General features: G+C 34.3%; 21 protein-coding genes. 17 read left to right on the top strand and 4 right to left on the bottom strand.

All coding sequences use genetic code 11. From position 1 onward, the window contains the following. Window positions 1-122: 122 nt before the first annotated feature. Entirely contained in the window at window positions 123-461 is a 339-nt protein-coding gene (locus DEX24_RS15745; RefSeq protein WP_109307350.1) for a hypothetical protein, read from the bottom strand. A 268-nt stretch (window positions 462-729) separates the two neighbouring features. Here DEX24_RS15745 and DEX24_RS15740 point away from each other — a divergent pair, with 268 nt between their 5' ends. From DEX24_RS15740 to DEX24_RS15670, 16 genes are all read left to right on the top strand, one after another. Beyond that, on the top strand, window positions 730-1,086 hold the full coding sequence (locus tag DEX24_RS15740; protein ID WP_109307349.1) for a hypothetical protein: 357 nt from the start codon (window positions 730-732) through the stop codon (window positions 1,084-1,086). Window positions 1,087-1,255: 169 nt separating this feature from the next. Further along, window positions 1,256-3,055, top strand: a complete 1,800-nt coding sequence (locus tag DEX24_RS15735) for a hypothetical protein (protein ID WP_109307348.1) — start codon at window positions 1,256-1,258, stop codon at window positions 3,053-3,055. A 171-nt stretch (window positions 3,056-3,226) separates the two neighbouring features. Then, complete coding sequence (locus DEX24_RS15730; protein WP_109307347.1) at window positions 3,227-3,640, top strand: hypothetical protein; 414 nt, start codon at window positions 3,227-3,229, stop codon at window positions 3,638-3,640. Between the two features lie 82 nt (window positions 3,641-3,722). Further along, on the top strand, window positions 3,723-4,145 hold the full coding sequence (locus DEX24_RS15725) for a hypothetical protein (RefSeq protein ID WP_109307346.1): 423 nt from the start codon (window positions 3,723-3,725) through the stop codon (window positions 4,143-4,145). 18 nt (window positions 4,146-4,163) lie between these two features. Further along, window positions 4,164-4,859: a thermonuclease family protein gene (locus DEX24_RS15720; RefSeq protein WP_109307345.1), complete on the top strand. Its 696-nt coding sequence runs from the start codon at window positions 4,164-4,166 to the stop codon at window positions 4,857-4,859. Window positions 4,860-4,869: 10 nt separating this feature from the next. Continuing rightward, window positions 4,870-4,992, top strand: a complete 123-nt coding sequence (locus DEX24_RS17740; RefSeq protein WP_281288215.1) for a hypothetical protein — start codon at window positions 4,870-4,872, stop codon at window positions 4,990-4,992. Between the two features lie 99 nt (window positions 4,993-5,091). Continuing rightward, a complete protein-coding gene (locus tag DEX24_RS15715) occupies window positions 5,092-5,403 on the top strand; it encodes a hypothetical protein (protein ID WP_109307344.1) in 312 nt (103 codons plus the stop codon). A 117-nt stretch (window positions 5,404-5,520) separates the two neighbouring features. Then, window positions 5,521-6,246, top strand: coding sequence for a Fic family protein (locus tag DEX24_RS15710; protein ID WP_109307343.1), 726 nt, complete (start codon window positions 5,521-5,523; stop codon window positions 6,244-6,246). Window positions 6,247-6,455: 209 nt separating this feature from the next. Next, on the top strand, window positions 6,456-6,689 hold the full coding sequence (locus tag DEX24_RS15705) for a hypothetical protein (protein ID WP_109307342.1): 234 nt from the start codon (window positions 6,456-6,458) through the stop codon (window positions 6,687-6,689). Between the two features lie 137 nt (window positions 6,690-6,826). Continuing rightward, entirely contained in the window at window positions 6,827-7,216 is a 390-nt protein-coding gene (locus tag DEX24_RS15700) for a single-stranded DNA-binding protein (protein ID WP_109307341.1), read from the top strand. A 239-nt stretch (window positions 7,217-7,455) separates the two neighbouring features. After that, window positions 7,456-7,884, top strand: coding sequence for a hypothetical protein (locus DEX24_RS15695; RefSeq protein WP_109307340.1), 429 nt, complete (start codon window positions 7,456-7,458; stop codon window positions 7,882-7,884). A 186-nt stretch (window positions 7,885-8,070) separates the two neighbouring features. Beyond that, window positions 8,071-8,505: a single-stranded DNA-binding protein gene (locus DEX24_RS15690; RefSeq protein ID WP_109307339.1), complete on the top strand. Its 435-nt coding sequence runs from the start codon at window positions 8,071-8,073 to the stop codon at window positions 8,503-8,505. Window positions 8,506-8,645: 140 nt separating this feature from the next. Then, complete coding sequence (locus tag DEX24_RS15685; RefSeq protein ID WP_109307338.1) at window positions 8,646-9,074, top strand: hypothetical protein; 429 nt, start codon at window positions 8,646-8,648, stop codon at window positions 9,072-9,074. A gap of 412 nt (window positions 9,075-9,486) precedes the next feature. Next, a complete protein-coding gene (locus tag DEX24_RS15680; protein ID WP_109307337.1) occupies window positions 9,487-10,248 on the top strand; it encodes a hypothetical protein in 762 nt (253 codons plus the stop codon). Window positions 10,249-10,960: 712 nt separating this feature from the next. Further along, window positions 10,961-12,082, top strand: coding sequence for a RepB family plasmid replication initiator protein (locus DEX24_RS15675; RefSeq protein ID WP_109307336.1), 1,122 nt, complete (start codon window positions 10,961-10,963; stop codon window positions 12,080-12,082). A 127-nt stretch (window positions 12,083-12,209) separates the two neighbouring features. Continuing rightward, a complete protein-coding gene (locus DEX24_RS15670; RefSeq protein ID WP_109307335.1) occupies window positions 12,210-12,530 on the top strand; it encodes a hypothetical protein in 321 nt (106 codons plus the stop codon). 74 nt (window positions 12,531-12,604) lie between these two features. Here DEX24_RS15670 and DEX24_RS15665 read toward each other — a convergent pair whose 3' ends face one another. Beyond that, a complete protein-coding gene (locus DEX24_RS15665; RefSeq protein ID WP_109307334.1) occupies window positions 12,605-12,910 on the bottom strand; it encodes a hypothetical protein in 306 nt (101 codons plus the stop codon). Beyond that, the gene (locus tag DEX24_RS15660) at window positions 12,910-13,773 is read right to left on the bottom strand and encodes a ParA family protein (protein ID WP_170112973.1); all 864 of its coding nucleotides are present in this window, start codon (window positions 13,771-13,773) and stop codon (window positions 12,910-12,912) included. The genes DEX24_RS15665 and DEX24_RS15660 overlap by 1 nt, the downstream gene beginning before the upstream one ends. 292 nt (window positions 13,774-14,065) lie before the next feature. Between DEX24_RS15660 and DEX24_RS15655 the strand changes: the two genes are divergently transcribed. Then, window positions 14,066-14,533: a hypothetical protein gene (locus DEX24_RS15655; RefSeq protein WP_109307333.1), complete on the top strand. Its 468-nt coding sequence runs from the start codon at window positions 14,066-14,068 to the stop codon at window positions 14,531-14,533. Window positions 14,534-14,602: 69 nt separating this feature from the next. On the opposite strand, the gene DEX24_RS15650 is transcribed toward DEX24_RS15655, so the two are convergent. After that, on the bottom strand, window positions 14,603-16,162 hold the full coding sequence (locus tag DEX24_RS15650) for a primase C-terminal domain-containing protein (protein ID WP_109307332.1): 1,560 nt from the start codon (window positions 16,160-16,162) through the stop codon (window positions 14,603-14,605). Between the last annotated feature and the right edge of the window lie 133 nt (window positions 16,163-16,295).

Below are 16,295 nucleotides of genomic sequence, written 5' to 3'. Positions count from 1 at the left end.
TCGAGTGTCACGGGGACAATTGTAAGTTTATTCGTTGGCATAAAAGAAAGCACCGCCTTCATTTGATACGTCTATCGTACCTGGAGATACTTCTCGAATATATGCGTTATTTGATTACGGGCTTACGGACAACCTACCGTCTTATCGTATTCGACCTTTAAAATACCTTTAATCCCGTTTTTGTACGTGTCATATTTTCTGTAATCGCTATTTCTATATCTTAAATATGCTACTTGATCGCCAACCTTCACTTTAATCATCACTGTATTTGAACTTAGTGTTTCGGGTAACATTACCCCGACTTGTTTAGAACCAGGTACGGCATAGTTAAAACCTAGAATCGTATCATTTGTTGTCATTTTGATTGTTTCAACTGCATTTGCGGTTGTTTTAAAGTTAGTCATACATAGTAAAAAAAGTGTAGCAAAAAAAAGTATAATTCTATATTTTGAATTTCCCATCTTACGCCCCCTATTTTTTTGTCGCTTCAATTATACCAAAAAATAACAAAAGAGAACCCACCTCTCGCTTCCATTCGATAGGTGGGTTCTCTTAGTAACAAACGTTATAGTCTACTAGACTATTTTTTGCTATTAAAGCATATACATAAAAACTAACAATCTTTATTATAGGTGAGTATTGAGTAGTTTTCAATCTAACTTCTCACGATTTGAGAATACATTATTGATTAATACTTACCAAATAAGTGAATTTGGAAGGACGAAATCTATGAAAAAAATTCAACATGAACTATCAGAATCACAACAATTTAAAACACTCATTAAGGAACCTGTTATTAAAGAACTTTTCTTGTACAAAGATTCAAGTGAAGTTTCGTATCTAACCACTGATACCCTTTTAATTCAGCATCATATTCGAGAATGTTTTATTGAACAAAAAGATGGTGCGTTCCCTTTAGATTTAACTCAATTCCCCGAACAGAACGGATTGTATCGAATCGAAAAAGCAACAAAGCTCATCCCTATTAACGATGAAGTATTTTGTTTCAGTTTCGACCAGCATATACTCACTATCGAAAAAATTGAATTTTGTTTAGAGGAACAAATTTCTGTAGATTTCATCTAACCCTTTCCAAAAATAATCCGGCCACTCATTCGAGCAGCTGGATTATTTTTTTAATCTAAAACACGATAGTCTACTAGACTATAACCAAGCTCCAAAGCCTTGTAGACGGTATATATTAACGAGATAATTAAGGTACTAAATAAGCCTATTGAAAGGGGTATTTTACAAAATGACAACATATAATAAAGACAACCAAGACGAGTATTTAGAAGAAATGGACGAGTTTTTCAATAGAAATGAAGATGATACAGAAAATGATGCTACTGCTGAAAAATCAGTTGAAGATGATTTAAACGATGATGAACCAGAAAAGAAAAGGAAAGGTTTTATTAAAAATACGAAAAAGAAAGTTGAGAAATTTAAAAAAGAAAAAATTGAACCGAATCTGATTCGACCAAATGCTGAAAAAAATCAAAACTCTGCTAAAGCGAAAGAAAAAGCGAAAAAAGAGAAAGAAGATTATATGCGAGAGCAGCGTCATCGCCCTAACTTGCTGGAGGAAATGAAATTCGCCTTTCATCAGTATGCAAATAGTATGAAACAATCGTTCAATCCTTATTCACTTGATCGCACGTACTATAATGTTCAATTAAGTAAAGGTGTTGAAAAAATCGGTGAGGGATTAAAGCGATTCAACGAATTTAGAAAAAATTTAGCACCTGCTTTTGAAACGAATGAATTGATGTATGGTGCTGAAAAAGGTGTCGAAAATTTAGATACCTTAAAAGAAGCGAAGGACGCTCTTTTTGAAGGTTATGACGTTAAATTCCCACATGATATTAACGAAGATACCATTAAAGCCTACGATACTTTTGAATTTAGTAACCTTCCCACTGAAGAATCTTTACAATATTTAAAAGAGCATGGTGAATTAAAGGCTCAATATAAACGTAATCTGAAATCAGAGGGCAAATCATCAGCTGATATTGATACGAAAATGGCGAATGAATTAGGTGATTACACATTAGAAGAATCAATTAACATTAACAACATTTTAGAGGCTCAAAAAATATTAGATGAAAAAGGAATTTCTTTTAAAGAATTAATTAAATACTGCCATGACGGTAGCGACCAAGCCAATCCGATTTTAAATAATGCGTATCAACTGTCACCCGATTACATTAATGAATTTATAGACAAAAACAATATCGAACGTAGCACTATTATTGATAATGGCGAAGAAGGGTTCGTGCGTGATTCAGACAAGAAACAAAACGATGTACCTGCATCTTTTGTTAAAATCCCGACTGTCGAGCAGCTGAATCCATTTATCGAAAATGCCGTAAATAGTCGCCCCGATAATCTAATCGACCTTTTACCAGGAGCTAATAAACGCTATAAAGCTAAAGCAGACACTTTCGGACGTTTTGAAGAACCGAGAAAAGTGAAGAAAACCGAAATTGAACAATTAACGACTCACTTCTTACCTAATCTAAAAGAAGATGAATACGAAAAAATGGGGTATTTTATTTCTGGTAAAGACATTATTGAGGGATATGTTTCTACAAATGATGAAAAATCTATCCGTATTACACTTACCAATGAAGCTGAACAACAAAAGTTTGGTGAAACGATTGAATTAGGAAAGGATCAGCAAATTCTTTGTGCTGAAAATCTAACAGAAGCACTTCAATTAGCTGAAATTCAGCAAGCCACTTCCGACCAAATTATGTATCAACAAACAGGTGGATATATGTCACTGATTATTGAGGACGCAAACAAAGATGGTTCTTCTGTACACCCACTTAAAAAAGATTTACTCGAAAGTGCCACGCAACATTATATGTATGATGAACCTTTCGGTAAAGATTCCGAAGCTCATCAGTTACAAGTGGAAAATGACCGTTACTTATTAGAAGCTGAACGTTCTGAACAAAAGAAACCGAAAAATGAACCTACTCATACACTCGAAAACACTTCACCAGCTAATGAAAATGACCTTGATTTAGATAATGGACCAGAATTATAATCACACGCCTTACGAATGGTTGAAACCAAACGTAGGGCTTTTTTACGAGGTTTTCTGCATATATGCGTATATGCGTATGTACATATATGTATCTTGAGTCGCTACTTCCCCGCTAAATGCGGGAGCTTTCAATCTGAAAAGAAAAAATTCAAATTTGAAAGGTTGTTGAAAATGATGAACTATCCATATCACCCAACATTACAAGCACTATTAAACGATTTCGCTACACCAAATATCGAGGAACTAGAGCCACATATCCTAAACGAACCACTTGATATTTGTATAATCGATGAACTTCCCTTCTCTACGAATTACGCTGAATCAGATATTGCCCTTTATAATGGCTACGAGTTCCCTTTAAACGATTCCACAAGCGTGTATTTCATGCGTAACGATAAAGACCAAACAGATGCGTATATTCGAGTAAAAGGTCGTGACAAGCTCATTTTGAGCGATATAACGGCAATGGAATTAACACAACTTTTAAAACATACACTTTCTTCTCCTAGACGCATGATGAAAAGTGAACTGGAACGTAATGAAGCTAAATTAATCGTAAGAGAATTATTTGCTCCAAATTATTAATCGAAACAAATATGATATACTGTTTAAAAACATAGAATAATTCTATGTTTTTAAACAAACAATAAAGGAAAGAGGTATTTTTATGCCGAAATTAGTTAAAAATATTATTACATTTTATCATTCAAAACCCGAAAATTTAGAAGATACAAAAGAAATTCTCTATTCCGAGCCAACGATCCTAAACGATGTAATGAACCTGCTTGTTGAATTCTATCCGAGCAATTCAGCCCTTCGTACACGCAAGGAATTTGAATCAAGTCTAGTTAAGGGTTCGCTCAACTATCAATTAAATGCTGATGAACCGAATACATTTTCAATTAGTTTTGCTACTGAAAAATTATTTGAAGCTGAAATTTTGGAAGCACTAAAGTTCCTATGCAGCACCTATGTAAGTTATGTCGTTGATTATGAAATTCATCTTTCAAGTATCAAACATAATCGTAAATACGAAATCACATACAAAGACTTCACGAAACAAGTCGTCAACAAAATCATTCAAGATTAATCGAAAGGGGGCAATACATTGTTTAAGCAAGTCACACCATCTAAATTAGAGCCATTTATCGCTATCGGTATTGGTATTGGTGTCTTTTTCATTGTTTATTTATTAATTCTTGGATTCGATAAAGTTAATCCATTCAATGAACAAGGAACCACAACCGCTACCAGCCAACAAAATAGCGAAACAAAAGCTGATTCACTTGGAACGGTCACGTATAAAGCAAGTGATGTTCGTGTCATTGACGGTGATACGGTTGCCGTTATGAATTCCGATACCCATAAAGAAGTATCAGTACGTCTGCTCTATATCGACACGCCAGAGTCCGTACATCCAACAAAAAATGTACAAGCCTACGGAAAAAAAGCGAGTCAATATGCGAAAGATTTAGTAAAACACGCAAAGAAATTAAGTTTTGTCGTAACAGGGAAAGATCGCTATGACCGAACATTAGCTTTAGTAAAAATTGACGGTGTTAGTTTACAAGAATTAATGCTGAAAAGTGGTTTGGCTAAGATTGCTTATGTAAATCTTGATAAACCATCTGAAAGTGATGTCGTGAATCTATACAAAAAGGAGCAGTTAGCTCTTTTCAAACAAGCTGAATCATCAGCTAAGAAACAAAAATTAAGAATATGGCAAGATCCAAGCTATATCAAAAATAACGACTTTAGTGAATTTAAAAAATTAGATGAAATTCCGAACCCAGTCGTAAAATAGGAGTGTTTGTATGGAACAAAATGAACCTGAATTTGATTATGAAAATGAAGTTTGTGAACATCATGCTATCACCTATTTAGAATTCAACGGTTTCCCCTACCCTGTTTGCGATAATTGCGGGAAAATAATTTAATACTTGAATTGAAAAGGCTACCGAATCTATCGGTAGCCTTTTTTTCGCTTATGCGACAGCTCCTAGCTTGAAATCAATTCAACTAAAAGGAGTGTTTCTATGAAATTTACACGCGAAATTCAAATTAATCCATTCTTTGACGAGGTATTTGTCCTATTCAAGTTACAACTGCATCGCAACACATTCACTTGTAAAGTAAAGCATTTAGAAGGAAATCAATTCGAGTTATGTGAAGGTGAAACCTTGCTATGTGAACAAGTCGAACGCTACATGGACGTTTCTAATGAAGTGCTCGCAATTATTGATTCTCTACCAGAACTTAATGATGGCGAACTAATTGAAGCATTTATTGAACTGGAAAAAGCATTGCTGGAACCAGTCCAAATCGAACGTCCCAATCCATTACTTTAACGGAGCAGCTAAACGCTACTCTTTTTTACAAGATAAACAATCTATTGAGAAGAATCAATTCAAAAAAGGTATACTTAATACAAGGAACTTGATTCACAGTTCGAAAGGAGATTTACTATGTTCGAAACAATTAATTTAAAAAAACAAAAATTAGATAAAAAACGTCCTTTGCCAAAATATACAGTAAAGAGTCTTAGAGAAAAACTTTTTTTAGAATGGACTTATAACTCTAATGCCATCGAAGGTAATACCCTAACGATTAACGAAACCAAAGTTGTGCTTGAAGGTATTACAGTTGGTGGTAAAACAATGCGTGAACATTTGGAAATAATTAATCACAAAGAAGCTATTTCTTATATTGAAGATATCGTTAGTGAAAATGAACCACTTTCAGAATGGCAAATTAAGAACATTCATCGCCTAGTTTTAAAAGGAATTGATGATGAGTATGCTGGTATTTATCGAGATCAACAAGTCTTTATTTCTGGTGCAACGCATACACCACCACCCGCTTTTAAAATTAAAGAAAAAATGGAAGAATTAATTAAATGGTATTATAACGAAGCTCCTTCTTTACACCCAATAATTCGAGGAGCTATGTTACATACTATCTTTGTCGGTATTCATCCTTTTATAGATGGTAATGGACGTACTTCTCGACTTTTATTGAACTTAGAATTGATGAAATCAGGTTATCCACCAATTATTATCCGAGTTGAAAATCGATTAACTTACTACAATGCTTTAGATAAAGCACATACAGAATTGGATTACACCGATTTTATTCAGTTAGTCGCTGAAGAAGTTGAAAATTCATTAGATTTATATTTAAGTGCTATCTGAACTATTAAAAGTATATATGTAAAGAGTGGTCCAACTAAAATCGTTGGACCACTCTTTTTTCGCTTATGCGACAGCTCCTAGCTTGAAATCAATTCGAGTTATGTGAAGCCTTACTATGTGAACAAGTCGAACGTCCCAATCCATTACTTTAACGGAGCAGCTAAACGCTGCTCTTTTTTACATATCAATTTTAGAAAGGAGCACCAACTATGAACATTTCACCTGTCGATTATGGATTAGGTTACATATATCACGCTTCCATCATGGAATTTGAAAAAATCGAAGAATCCTTGCGTACCCAATCGAATGAAGAAGGTTATATCGTATTAGATCGTGGAGCTGATACTTCACTTCAGTACCTTCAAGTCTATTATGACGGTCATCTTCTTGATACGAATAACATGATTGCTTTCGATACGCTGGAAGATATTCAAACCACTTAATTCAAATGCAGTGCGTTAGCGCACTAGGTAAATTAGTGAAATCAAATTCACAAAAGCAACGCTAAGGCGTTAGTAAAAATTGTGAAACAAAAAAATAAATTAAATCGCGAAAGAATCGCGTGAAAGAGGTAATTAACATGACTAATCCATTCAACAAAGTATCACTAACAGGACGTTTAACAAAAGAGCCAATAGTTCGTCGTTCGTCTAACGAGAAATCAGCAACAGTTTATATGACAGTAGCCGTTCGTGACGACATTAAGACAAATGGTTCGTATAAAACACAATTCGTTTCTGTACAAAAATTCGTTTCATCACAAGCTCAATTGGATTATCACAAAGGCTTTAATAAAGCTGATGTTGTCGCAATCGAAGCATCTATCCAAACAAATATGACTGATGATAAAGTTTACACAAACATCGTCATTGATACGATTCATTCAATCGCAAAAGCGTCTGTTAAAGACGAATCTTTAGCGTTGCCAGAAAAAGAGAAAGCACCAGCTACAGTTGGACTTCAATTCTAATCATAAGTCACCTTCGGGTGGCTTATTTTTTTCGACCTATCGAAACAGATAGATTACGGCCACGTTACCGCAGCCGAATAATCTATCGTACACCATAAAAAAATCAAAAGATTGTCGCTTAATGCGACTAGGTAGATCAGTGAAATCAAATTCACAAAAGCAACGCTAAGGCGTTAGTAAAAATTGTGAAACAAAAATAAAACAAATCGCGAAAGAATCGCGTGAAAGAGGTTATTAACATGACAAACTTTAACAACAATGCACAATTTATCGGACGTTTAGCTCGCCAACCATTAGTGAAAGCTCACAAACCAAATGCACAAGGCGTTGTCACTTCAGCTACAGTCCTTTTAACGGTTGCAGTAAAAGATACGCACCAAAGCACACAAGCAGACGGTACAAAAGGATATGGCTCACAATTCGTTAGCGTAAATGCTTTTGTAAAAGACAATAACTTGCTTAACCGTTACAAAACATTTGGTACTGGTGATTTAGTTCGTGTCGAGGCTCATATCGAATCGAATACGCATAACGGTACGCACTACCAAAATATCGTTGTAGACGCAGTTGTACCGCTTGAAACAAAAGATATTCGTGATACACGCAAAGCCAACCGTTCGACACAGGAGAAAACGACTGTAGCGAACACAGGTGGCTTACAGTTCTAATTTATAAGCTACCTTCGGGTGGCTTATTTTTTTCTAATTGCTCGATTGAACCTTCAAGATCAACGCTAATGCGTTAGGTAAAACAGTGAAAATCAAATTCACAAAGATGGTCGCTAAGGCGACTAGCAAAAATTGTGAAACAAAATAAAAAAATCGCGAAAGAATCGCGTGAAAGAGGTATTCATTATGACTAATCCATTTAACAAAATCGCACTTACAGGACGTTTAACAAAAGAGCCAACCGTTCGCCCTTCTGCTAACGGGAAATCAGCAACAATTTATCTTAGCGTTGCCGTTCGTGACAACTTCAAAACAAATGGTTCATACAAAACACAATTCGTTTCTGTACAAAAATTCGTTTCATCACAAGAGCAATTAAATTATCATACGAATTTTGCTAAAGGTGATTTAGTAGCAATTGAATCATCTGTACAAGTAAATACTTCAGGTGATAAAACATATACGAATTTAGTAATTAATACAATTCGTCTTATCACGAAAGCTACACCTAAAGCCGAAGTCGAATCTGAAGAAAACGATTCACTTCACTTTGATGAAGATTCATCAGAAGATATGCAAGAATCAACTTCTGATGTATCAGACGGTGAACTTCAGTTCTAATCAATAAGCTACCTTTGGGTAGCTTATTTTTTTATCCTTATCGAATCATTTCAAGAAAAACCAACGCTAAGGCGTTAGTAAAAATTGTGAAACAAAAATAAATCAAATCGCGAAAGAATCGCGTGAAAGAGGTAATTAACATGACAAACTTTAACAACAATGCACAATTTATCGGACGTTTAGCTCGCCAACCATTAGTGAAAGCTCACAAACCAAATGCACAAGGCGTTGTCACTTCAGCAACAGTTCTTTTAACAGTTGCCGTAAAAGACACGCACCAAAGTACACAAGCAGATGGAACTAAAGGATATGGTTCACAGTTCGTTAGCGTAAATGCTTTTGTAAAAGATAACGCTTCACTTAACCGTTTCAAAACATTCGGCACTGGTGATTTAGTTCGTGTCGAGGCTCATATCGAATCGAATACGCATAACGGTACGCACTACCAAAATATCGTTGTAGACGCAGTTGTACCGCTTGAAACAAAAGATATTCGTGATACACGCAAAGCCAACCGTTCGACACAGGAGAAAACGACTGTAGCGAACACAGGTGGCTTACAGTTCTAATTTATAAGCTACCTTCCGGGTGGCTTATTTTTTTTAGATTTAATTTGTTTAATCGTGAACGAATAGTGACTGCTGCGCACTCACTATTTTTGCACAAAGGTGCAAAGAGCTGGTCACTCGCTCCAAACGTCAAAAGAACATATGTTTTTTGTATAAACCTGTTTTCATTTAGGGCATGAAATCGTTTTGGTTGCCCGATTTTTCATGTGTGTCTATATGCTCTCATACATATGGACTATCGAGGTCTTTTAAAAGGAGGGAAATTAGGCATAAACCCTTGTCACCACAGTTTTTCCCCCTTGTAAAAAATAGTTGAAAATACAATAGGCATAAATACTGTAAAAATAGGGAATGAACAATATATAGTTTTTGACTAGACTACTAAAAGCACTTGTTGCGGAAAGGAATCCTCATGCCAAATTCTACTTATCACACATTAACGGTTGCTGGACCGATAAACGATGTGCATAATTTTTATAATTTATTAACCATTCAAAATCTCCCACTCTTTAAAAGTGTTTATATAACCGAACCTCTCGAAATGAAAGAAGCGATTATTATACAACTTGAAGAAACGAAAGCAGAGAAATCATTTATCGACTATATCGAAGTCGATTCATTCGTTGTTAAGGACGGTTATTTTAGCTTGCTTGTTTTAGAAAGAAATACCGATGTTGCGATACTTCCTAGCCTTACAAATGTTGTACCGTTTCCGAAAGGCTTTCAATCACAAGGTTCTGTAAAAGCATCCGATTTTCAAGAATGGTATATCGAAGAAATCGGTGTACTTCACGATATTGTTGATTCAGATATGGTTGATTCACGTATTTTTAAAGATGAACAAGGCAGACGTTCAAGTGAAATTACCCTTACTCTTGTAACGGGCTTCGGCAACTTAGAACCGTTTCTTGAAAAGTGTAGCGAAATTTATCCAGAATTATCATTTCATTCTACTTACCAATCGGTTGATCACTTTTATGCAGGTGTTATTTCATGCAGTGATGGTGAAATCGTACATGAAATGTTTAATGGTGACGATGACATAAACTACCGAGCCTATATTTTAGAGAACACACGCTTACCTATCGTTGATTGCCCTGGTTGTGATATTCAAACTATCCCTTTATACGATAATCACAATTGCCCTAAGTGTGCTACTTTTGTAGATTTCTAAGGTTTTCGGTATAATTATGTCCTTAGAACCCCATACAGGCTCGTTAAAGCTCATCAATTATATTTAGCGAGTATTTTATCATCTTCATTTCAATTACGCTTAGAATTAATCCTAAGCTGTTTTAAGACTATATAAACAATTAGAAGTCGTAGTTTTCATCTACAGGCTTCTTTTTTAATTTAAAAACATAGAATATATCTATATTTTTGATATTCTGTTCTTTTTTCTGTATAGTGTACTGTTGGTAATTTAGTTCATTTGAAATTAATCCATGAACAAAATCTTATTTCGTTTTTGTCTGTATTCAAATATCTAAACTTAATTCATTGATTCGTTTTTGTCTGTATTCATTTTATCTACTCGTTATTTAAGGAATTACGGTTTCATATCGCCTTACATAGTGGTTTTGAACTTGATTTTGAACTTGAATTAAAAGGCTCAAAAATGAGCCTATATATTATATTATATATATATATCTTTTATATTTTAAAACCTTTTAAAACCTTTTGGGGAAAAATAAAACCAGTCATATCAAGGGTTACAAGAATAATATACAGACAAAAGTGAGTTGAAAACAGACATTAGACTATATTATATGGCTCTAAAACAGACAAAAAACTATATTCTCGGCTTGAAAACAGACAAAAACGAATACCGACAAAAAACTATGCTCGAATACGGGTACTACTATTAATTTTTACAGGAGGAATTTATGTCAGTCATCTTGAGCGAACGGCGTGAAAATTTAAAAGAAATTAGTAATCGAAAGGTTGTTGAACATAATGATCTGATTACAGGTGTTGCGAAAATGGATAAAACACCGATTAAAATTTTCGAATTAGCCGTTTCATGTATCGATACAAAAAATCCACCCGAAAATAATTCGGTTTGCTTAACTAAAAAAACATTATTCGCTTTTTTTGATGTAACCGATACAAATAAAAATTTCCGATTCAAAAAAGTAATTGAAGAAATGCAAAATCAAATATTTCTTATCAATAAAAAAACATCGAAAGGTAATACTTATGAGCGTGTCGTTCCCATCCCAAGCATTAAGTGGAGTGATTTTGATGATATTGTTACGTTTCGTTTCGATGAATCGGTCATGCCCTATTTACTTGATTTAAAAGATAATTTTACTCAATTCGCTTTAATGGACATCATGGAAATGACAAGTAAATACTCTATCATCCTCTACAAATGGATAATGATGAAATACAATCAATTTACGCATTACGAACAAGGGGCAAAACGCACCGAGCAGCAATTGGAATCGTATCGAAACCCAGTTATGGAAGTAGCAGAACTTAGACGTTTAACGGACACTTTAACCCAGTACAAACAGTTTTCAGATTTTGAAAAACGTGTATTGAAACCAGCCATTGATGAAATTAACGAGCACACACGATTCGCCATCACTTACGATAAAATCAAAAAAGGACGTTCCGTTATTGCCGTTAAATTTTACGGTGCAAGAAAAGAAATTCCCGAACCATTTTACAAACAGGAACAGCAAGATCCCGCTTATACCCAAGCCGAATCGTTAAAGAAACAACAAGAAGTTCAAGATTTCATCGACCTTCAGCAAAATCCTTACACATTAGCTTTACTAAACACACAACTAATTGGTGTGAGAGATATGACAGATATTGAATTAATGGTAACGCTCTATCGTAAAGTGTACCCACTATACGACCAGCTCGCGGAGAAGGTGAATCGTTATGAAGTTGAGCGTCACTTATTGTATGTGAAAGAGAAACAACAGGCTTACTCAAAAGAGAACATTGCTAAATACTTATATAAAGCCATTAGCAGTTATCTAAAAACTATCTAATTCCATGCAAATTCCGAGCAATCTTACCTAAGATTTGCTCTTTTTTTTGCGTCTTATGACGCTAGTTCGGAGAGTGAGATAAGGGTTCTTCTTGTTCTCCTTACAAAAAAAGAAAAGAGGTTACAAAATGAGCTACTACACATATTATTCATTAGAATCAAACAGTGGACTAGACCTTGAAGAAGAAGTATCAAAGTTAGAACCAACTAAATTTGAAGAATTAATTTACATTGTGACAACAGGTGATTCACTTAACTATTCAAGCGATATTTTAGAGCAGATGGCGGAATTTTCGAAGTTGCATCCTGATACAACTTTTAAATTGTACGGTGACGGTGAAGAAACTGATGATGATTGGTTAAGATATTATAAAAACGGTAAACACCATGAAGTTCCTGGTGTCATTCATTATGCTGAATTTGACGAATCTAAATTAACTACTGACTAAATCAACAAAAAGCGTGCGGCCAGAGGAAAACTTCTCTAGCGGCACGCTTTTTTTAACAAATTCAAATAAAATTCTTAATCTTTTTCTTCAAGTTCTAACAAAAATTCATATTTCATTTTTTGTTCAGCCGTCAGTTTCTTTTTGATATACATATCTAAAACTTCGTCCAATAATTCATCTGCTGATTCTTTTGCCAACGCTTTTCTTAATGCGTTTATTTTTGCTCGGTTATATTTTTTAATGCGAATACTTGATACTGAATAATCAACTTTACGCGGTTTTGTTTTAGGCTTCGCAACCGTTACAATCGGTTCAGCTTCGGTTTTTGGTTTGACACTCGGACCTCTATCTTCTACGTTTTTTCTTTTAAGTGAACTCATTAATCTTCAACTCCCTGTTTCGCTGGAGTTAATTCACTACTTAATCGAGCTATAAACTCATTCGCCACTGCCGTATAAACTTCGTGAACTCTCCTATCGTGCATATCCTCGTTTAAAATACCCGTAATATTATAACGTTTTAAGCGCTCCATATGTGTAATCACATTTTTAAACATATTTTCTTCACCAAATAGTTTATTCGCATTTTCAAGTGTAGCGAGATCCGTAATCGCTCCCTTTTTCATAATTACAGGAAGTACCCCTATTACATCCAACGGTAATTGATATTCTTCCGATAATTCATTGAAATAATCAACAAATACTTCAGCACCACTTAGACTCCATTCTTGCGTTTGTAAAACCAATACGAAGAAATCAGATGCGTATAATGCTGCATCGGTGAAAATTGAAATTGTAGGTGGTGTATCAATGAAAATGAAATCATATTCAGATTTTAATGGCTTTAATAATTCAGCAAAATAGCTGACACGCTCTTTTTTATTCGAAAAAGTATCGGCTAAAAAGTCTGTATAATGCGTGAAATCGCGGTAACTCGGTAATAAATCTAAATTCGGTTTAATATTCGTAACAATACTGCTTAAATCAGCTTCACGAACAGCAGCCATTAACGTTTTTTCTAATTCAATTACTTCTACCGAATGTAATCCATTTTCATTTGCTAGTTTTGTTTTCATATACAAAGTTGTTGCGTTGGCTTGTGGATCTTTGTCGCATAAAAGAACTTTATAACCTTGTTCTGATAAAGCGTGTGCCATCATCGTACAATTCGTTGTTTTCCCTGTTCCACCTTTAAAGTTAGAAAACGTTACAACAACCGCTTCTTCTCTATTCATAAATTTCATATATTTGCTCCTTTTATTTAATTTCCAATTACCACATATTAACTAATGTATCACAAAAGTGCGTATATGCGTATATGCACAATCATTAAGCTCCTGTTTTTCCGAATATAGATAATTCATTTTTGCTATAAATTATTCGATTTAAGCCACTTTAATTGTTTTCTAGTATAAATACCTTAAATTAACTAATACCCACCTTAAAAGCCCTTTAAAGGCTATTTAAAGATACGCTAATGCGTCTGTTACTTGTTTGAATATAAAACAAACTACAAAATAACAGGGGTGTTTCTAAATGAAAACAACGAATGAATCTATTTACTACAACCAAATCCAACTAAGCGTAGCCAATAACGATAGCCAAGAATTAAAACTATTATTAGCATTATTTGATGTGAATTCGACTGATCCAGTTGTTAATTCATTACGTGACGCAGGACATCATCTAATTCAAATTCAATGTATGGATAATAACGAAATCATTGATTTACTTAATACTAAAATGAATTTACTTGAAATCTTAGGTTACACACCAGGTACAGGTATTGATTCATTGGACGAATCATTATTCCCACCATTCATGCATAACGGTCAAGCTACTTTAACGCATAATGGTAACTATATTGAATTGAAATTACCATATGTCACAGAATCAAAAACAAATGGTGAACGTTTCAACAATACGATTATTTCTCTATGGTCTAATCATGCAGCCGTAATAGAAGCATCGTCTAATCAAACAGATTTAAGTATCTTTAACTAATTCATGTATTCGTAAACGACATAACTGTAACAGTAATATATATAATGTTTAGGCAGTTTGGAGTATTTATTAACCAGAAATATCTAGCCTTAACAAAGCAGTATCGTATCTACATTTCTTAATTATTTTATCTAAAAATAATAGGATTGTAGGTACATTTTTTTTATCTAATCGAGTAGCAAAATATTGATTTATCATACTTTGGATATATTCACTAAAATTAGCTTTCATCAGCTGGAGATGATAAAGAATATGTTTTTTAAATAAGCTAATAGTCGTCCAACCTGTTTTACTATTACGACCTTTACCGATAACTGTTTTAACTAATTGCTTCGCATTTTTTACAAGTACATTCAGTGAGCTTTGAGGTATGCCGATTTCTTCACATATTTGCTTTTGAGTACGCCAAATAAACGGCTCTGATTCATCGAAATTAGCCGTTAAATATTGAATTAAATCATTTTCCCATTCGTCAAAGTGACTATTTTTACGGTCTTTACGTTCTTTTTTGAATTTATACCAAGTGGATTGGCGTAATTTCACATCGAACTGTTCATTTGGTATGTATGTGTCGAGTAATGTTTCAATGTATTCTTTAGCAGCACCATGATATTTCCCCGAATAAGCGGAACTTACGATGGTTTTAATTGCTTTATTTTTTAGCGGATAAGTTAAACGACTATTGTATTCATCTAAAAAGTCATATGTGCGTTCTTCGGACCAATTATCTTGTAAACAAACAAGTGCCAATGTGAATAACGTATTATTTCGTCCAATTTGCCCTTTATCACCCTTTAGATCAACCGTTGAAACAAGAGCTTGAAACCAATCTGATTGTGTCACATTGAACGGTTCCGATTGCTTTGTTTGTATCACGTATAACGGACGGTTATTGTCTGTATCTTGTGCCATCGACCAATTCATTAATTCAAAAAATGAAAATACTGAATCGAATTGTGCATGAATGATGTTTGCTGGTGTTGGTACACGAAAGAATCCAAATGAATTGCAGTACCTATCGGCATTGACATTTTTAAGGCTTATTTTAATGTTTTCAGCGATTCGTTTAGCAATCGTTAAAATACGATAGTCATTTTTATCTGAAACAAATATCGGTTCAGTTAAAGCGAACTGTAACTGATACCCTCTAGGCGTTTCAATCATTAATGTCGGTATGCCAATTGAATCATCCAAGCAAGTCATTAAAATTTCGCCTGGTGTATATTCTTTTGTATCAATATCCACGCCAAACGTATTGATTTGTAACAAGTTTTGTTCTTCAAAACCAGTGATATAACGACGTTTCTCGTCTTTATATGTGAACTTACGATAAATGTTCGGTGTGAAATGTGATAAAGCAGCTGCATCGTTTAGCAGAGTTTCTTTTGAAGTCACAATGTAGCCACGAACACCTTTATCTGTAAAATCTTCTTTTTTACGAACGACAAAAATAGCTCCTTTTTTCGAGAGCTTATCGTGTTTCATGCTTTTTGTATGTTCTGGAAGTGTCGCTTTTGATGACTTTGTACGGTATTTTGTAACACCTTCATGTAAAAGTACATCGAAAACTCGTTTCATATCGATCTGCTGAATCGGTTTCCATGTTTCGTTGGCTAAATTCATCATCATTTCATTCACCTACTTATCCTCAAAATTCGCTTGAAGATAACTATAGCAAATCGAATTGTCAGAAAAAGGGCTTCTCTAAGAGAAAAATCGAGCCAAAATGGAACACGTTCAAACCCTTGCCACGTATGGGTTC

It is taken from the genome of Kurthia sibirica, from assembly GCF_003143975.1.
GTDB lineage: Bacteria > Bacillota > Bacilli > Bacillales_A > Planococcaceae > Kurthia > Kurthia sibirica.
Note: the sequence above shows the minus strand (reverse complement) of the source record. Positions and strands in the feature narration are given on the sequence as shown.

Bases quoted from the DNA above. Each gene is read 5' to 3' on its own strand.
- DEX24_RS15745 (WP_109307350.1), bottom strand. From the start codon at position 461: ATGGGAAATTCAAAATATAGAATTATACTTTTTTTTGCTACACTTTTT.
- DEX24_RS15740 (WP_109307349.1), top strand. From the start codon at position 730: ATGAAAAAAATTCAACATGAACTATCAGAATCACAACAATTTAAAACA.
- DEX24_RS15735 (WP_109307348.1), top strand. From the start codon at position 1,256: ATGACAACATATAATAAAGACAACCAAGACGAGTATTTAGAAGAAATG.
- DEX24_RS15730 (WP_109307347.1), top strand. From the start codon at position 3,227: ATGATGAACTATCCATATCACCCAACATTACAAGCACTATTAAACGAT.
- DEX24_RS15725 (WP_109307346.1), top strand. From the start codon at position 3,723: ATGCCGAAATTAGTTAAAAATATTATTACATTTTATCATTCAAAACCC.
- DEX24_RS17740 (WP_281288215.1), top strand. From the start codon at position 4,870: ATGGAACAAAATGAACCTGAATTTGATTATGAAAATGAAGTTTGTGAA.
- DEX24_RS15715 (WP_109307344.1), top strand. From the start codon at position 5,092: ATGAAATTTACACGCGAAATTCAAATTAATCCATTCTTTGACGAGGTA.
- DEX24_RS15710 (WP_109307343.1), top strand. From the start codon at position 5,521: ATGTTCGAAACAATTAATTTAAAAAAACAAAAATTAGATAAAAAACGT.
- DEX24_RS15705 (WP_109307342.1), top strand. From the start codon at position 6,456: ATGAACATTTCACCTGTCGATTATGGATTAGGTTACATATATCACGCT.
- DEX24_RS15700 (WP_109307341.1), top strand. From the start codon at position 6,827: ATGACTAATCCATTCAACAAAGTATCACTAACAGGACGTTTAACAAAA.
- DEX24_RS15695 (WP_109307340.1), top strand. From the start codon at position 7,456: ATGACAAACTTTAACAACAATGCACAATTTATCGGACGTTTAGCTCGC.
- DEX24_RS15690 (WP_109307339.1), top strand. From the start codon at position 8,071: ATGACTAATCCATTTAACAAAATCGCACTTACAGGACGTTTAACAAAA.
- DEX24_RS15685 (WP_109307338.1), top strand. From the start codon at position 8,646: ATGACAAACTTTAACAACAATGCACAATTTATCGGACGTTTAGCTCGC.
- DEX24_RS15680 (WP_109307337.1), top strand. From the start codon at position 9,487: ATGCCAAATTCTACTTATCACACATTAACGGTTGCTGGACCGATAAAC.
- DEX24_RS15675 (WP_109307336.1), top strand. From the start codon at position 10,961: ATGTCAGTCATCTTGAGCGAACGGCGTGAAAATTTAAAAGAAATTAGT.
- DEX24_RS15670 (WP_109307335.1), top strand. From the start codon at position 12,210: ATGAGCTACTACACATATTATTCATTAGAATCAAACAGTGGACTAGAC.
- DEX24_RS15665 (WP_109307334.1), bottom strand. From the start codon at position 12,910: ATGAGTTCACTTAAAAGAAAAAACGTAGAAGATAGAGGTCCGAGTGTC.
- DEX24_RS15660 (WP_170112973.1), bottom strand. From the start codon at position 13,773: ATGAAATTTATGAATAGAGAAGAAGCGGTTGTTGTAACGTTTTCTAAC.
- DEX24_RS15655 (WP_109307333.1), top strand. From the start codon at position 14,066: ATGAAAACAACGAATGAATCTATTTACTACAACCAAATCCAACTAAGC.
- DEX24_RS15650 (WP_109307332.1), bottom strand. From the start codon at position 16,162: ATGATGATGAATTTAGCCAACGAAACATGGAAACCGATTCAGCAGATC.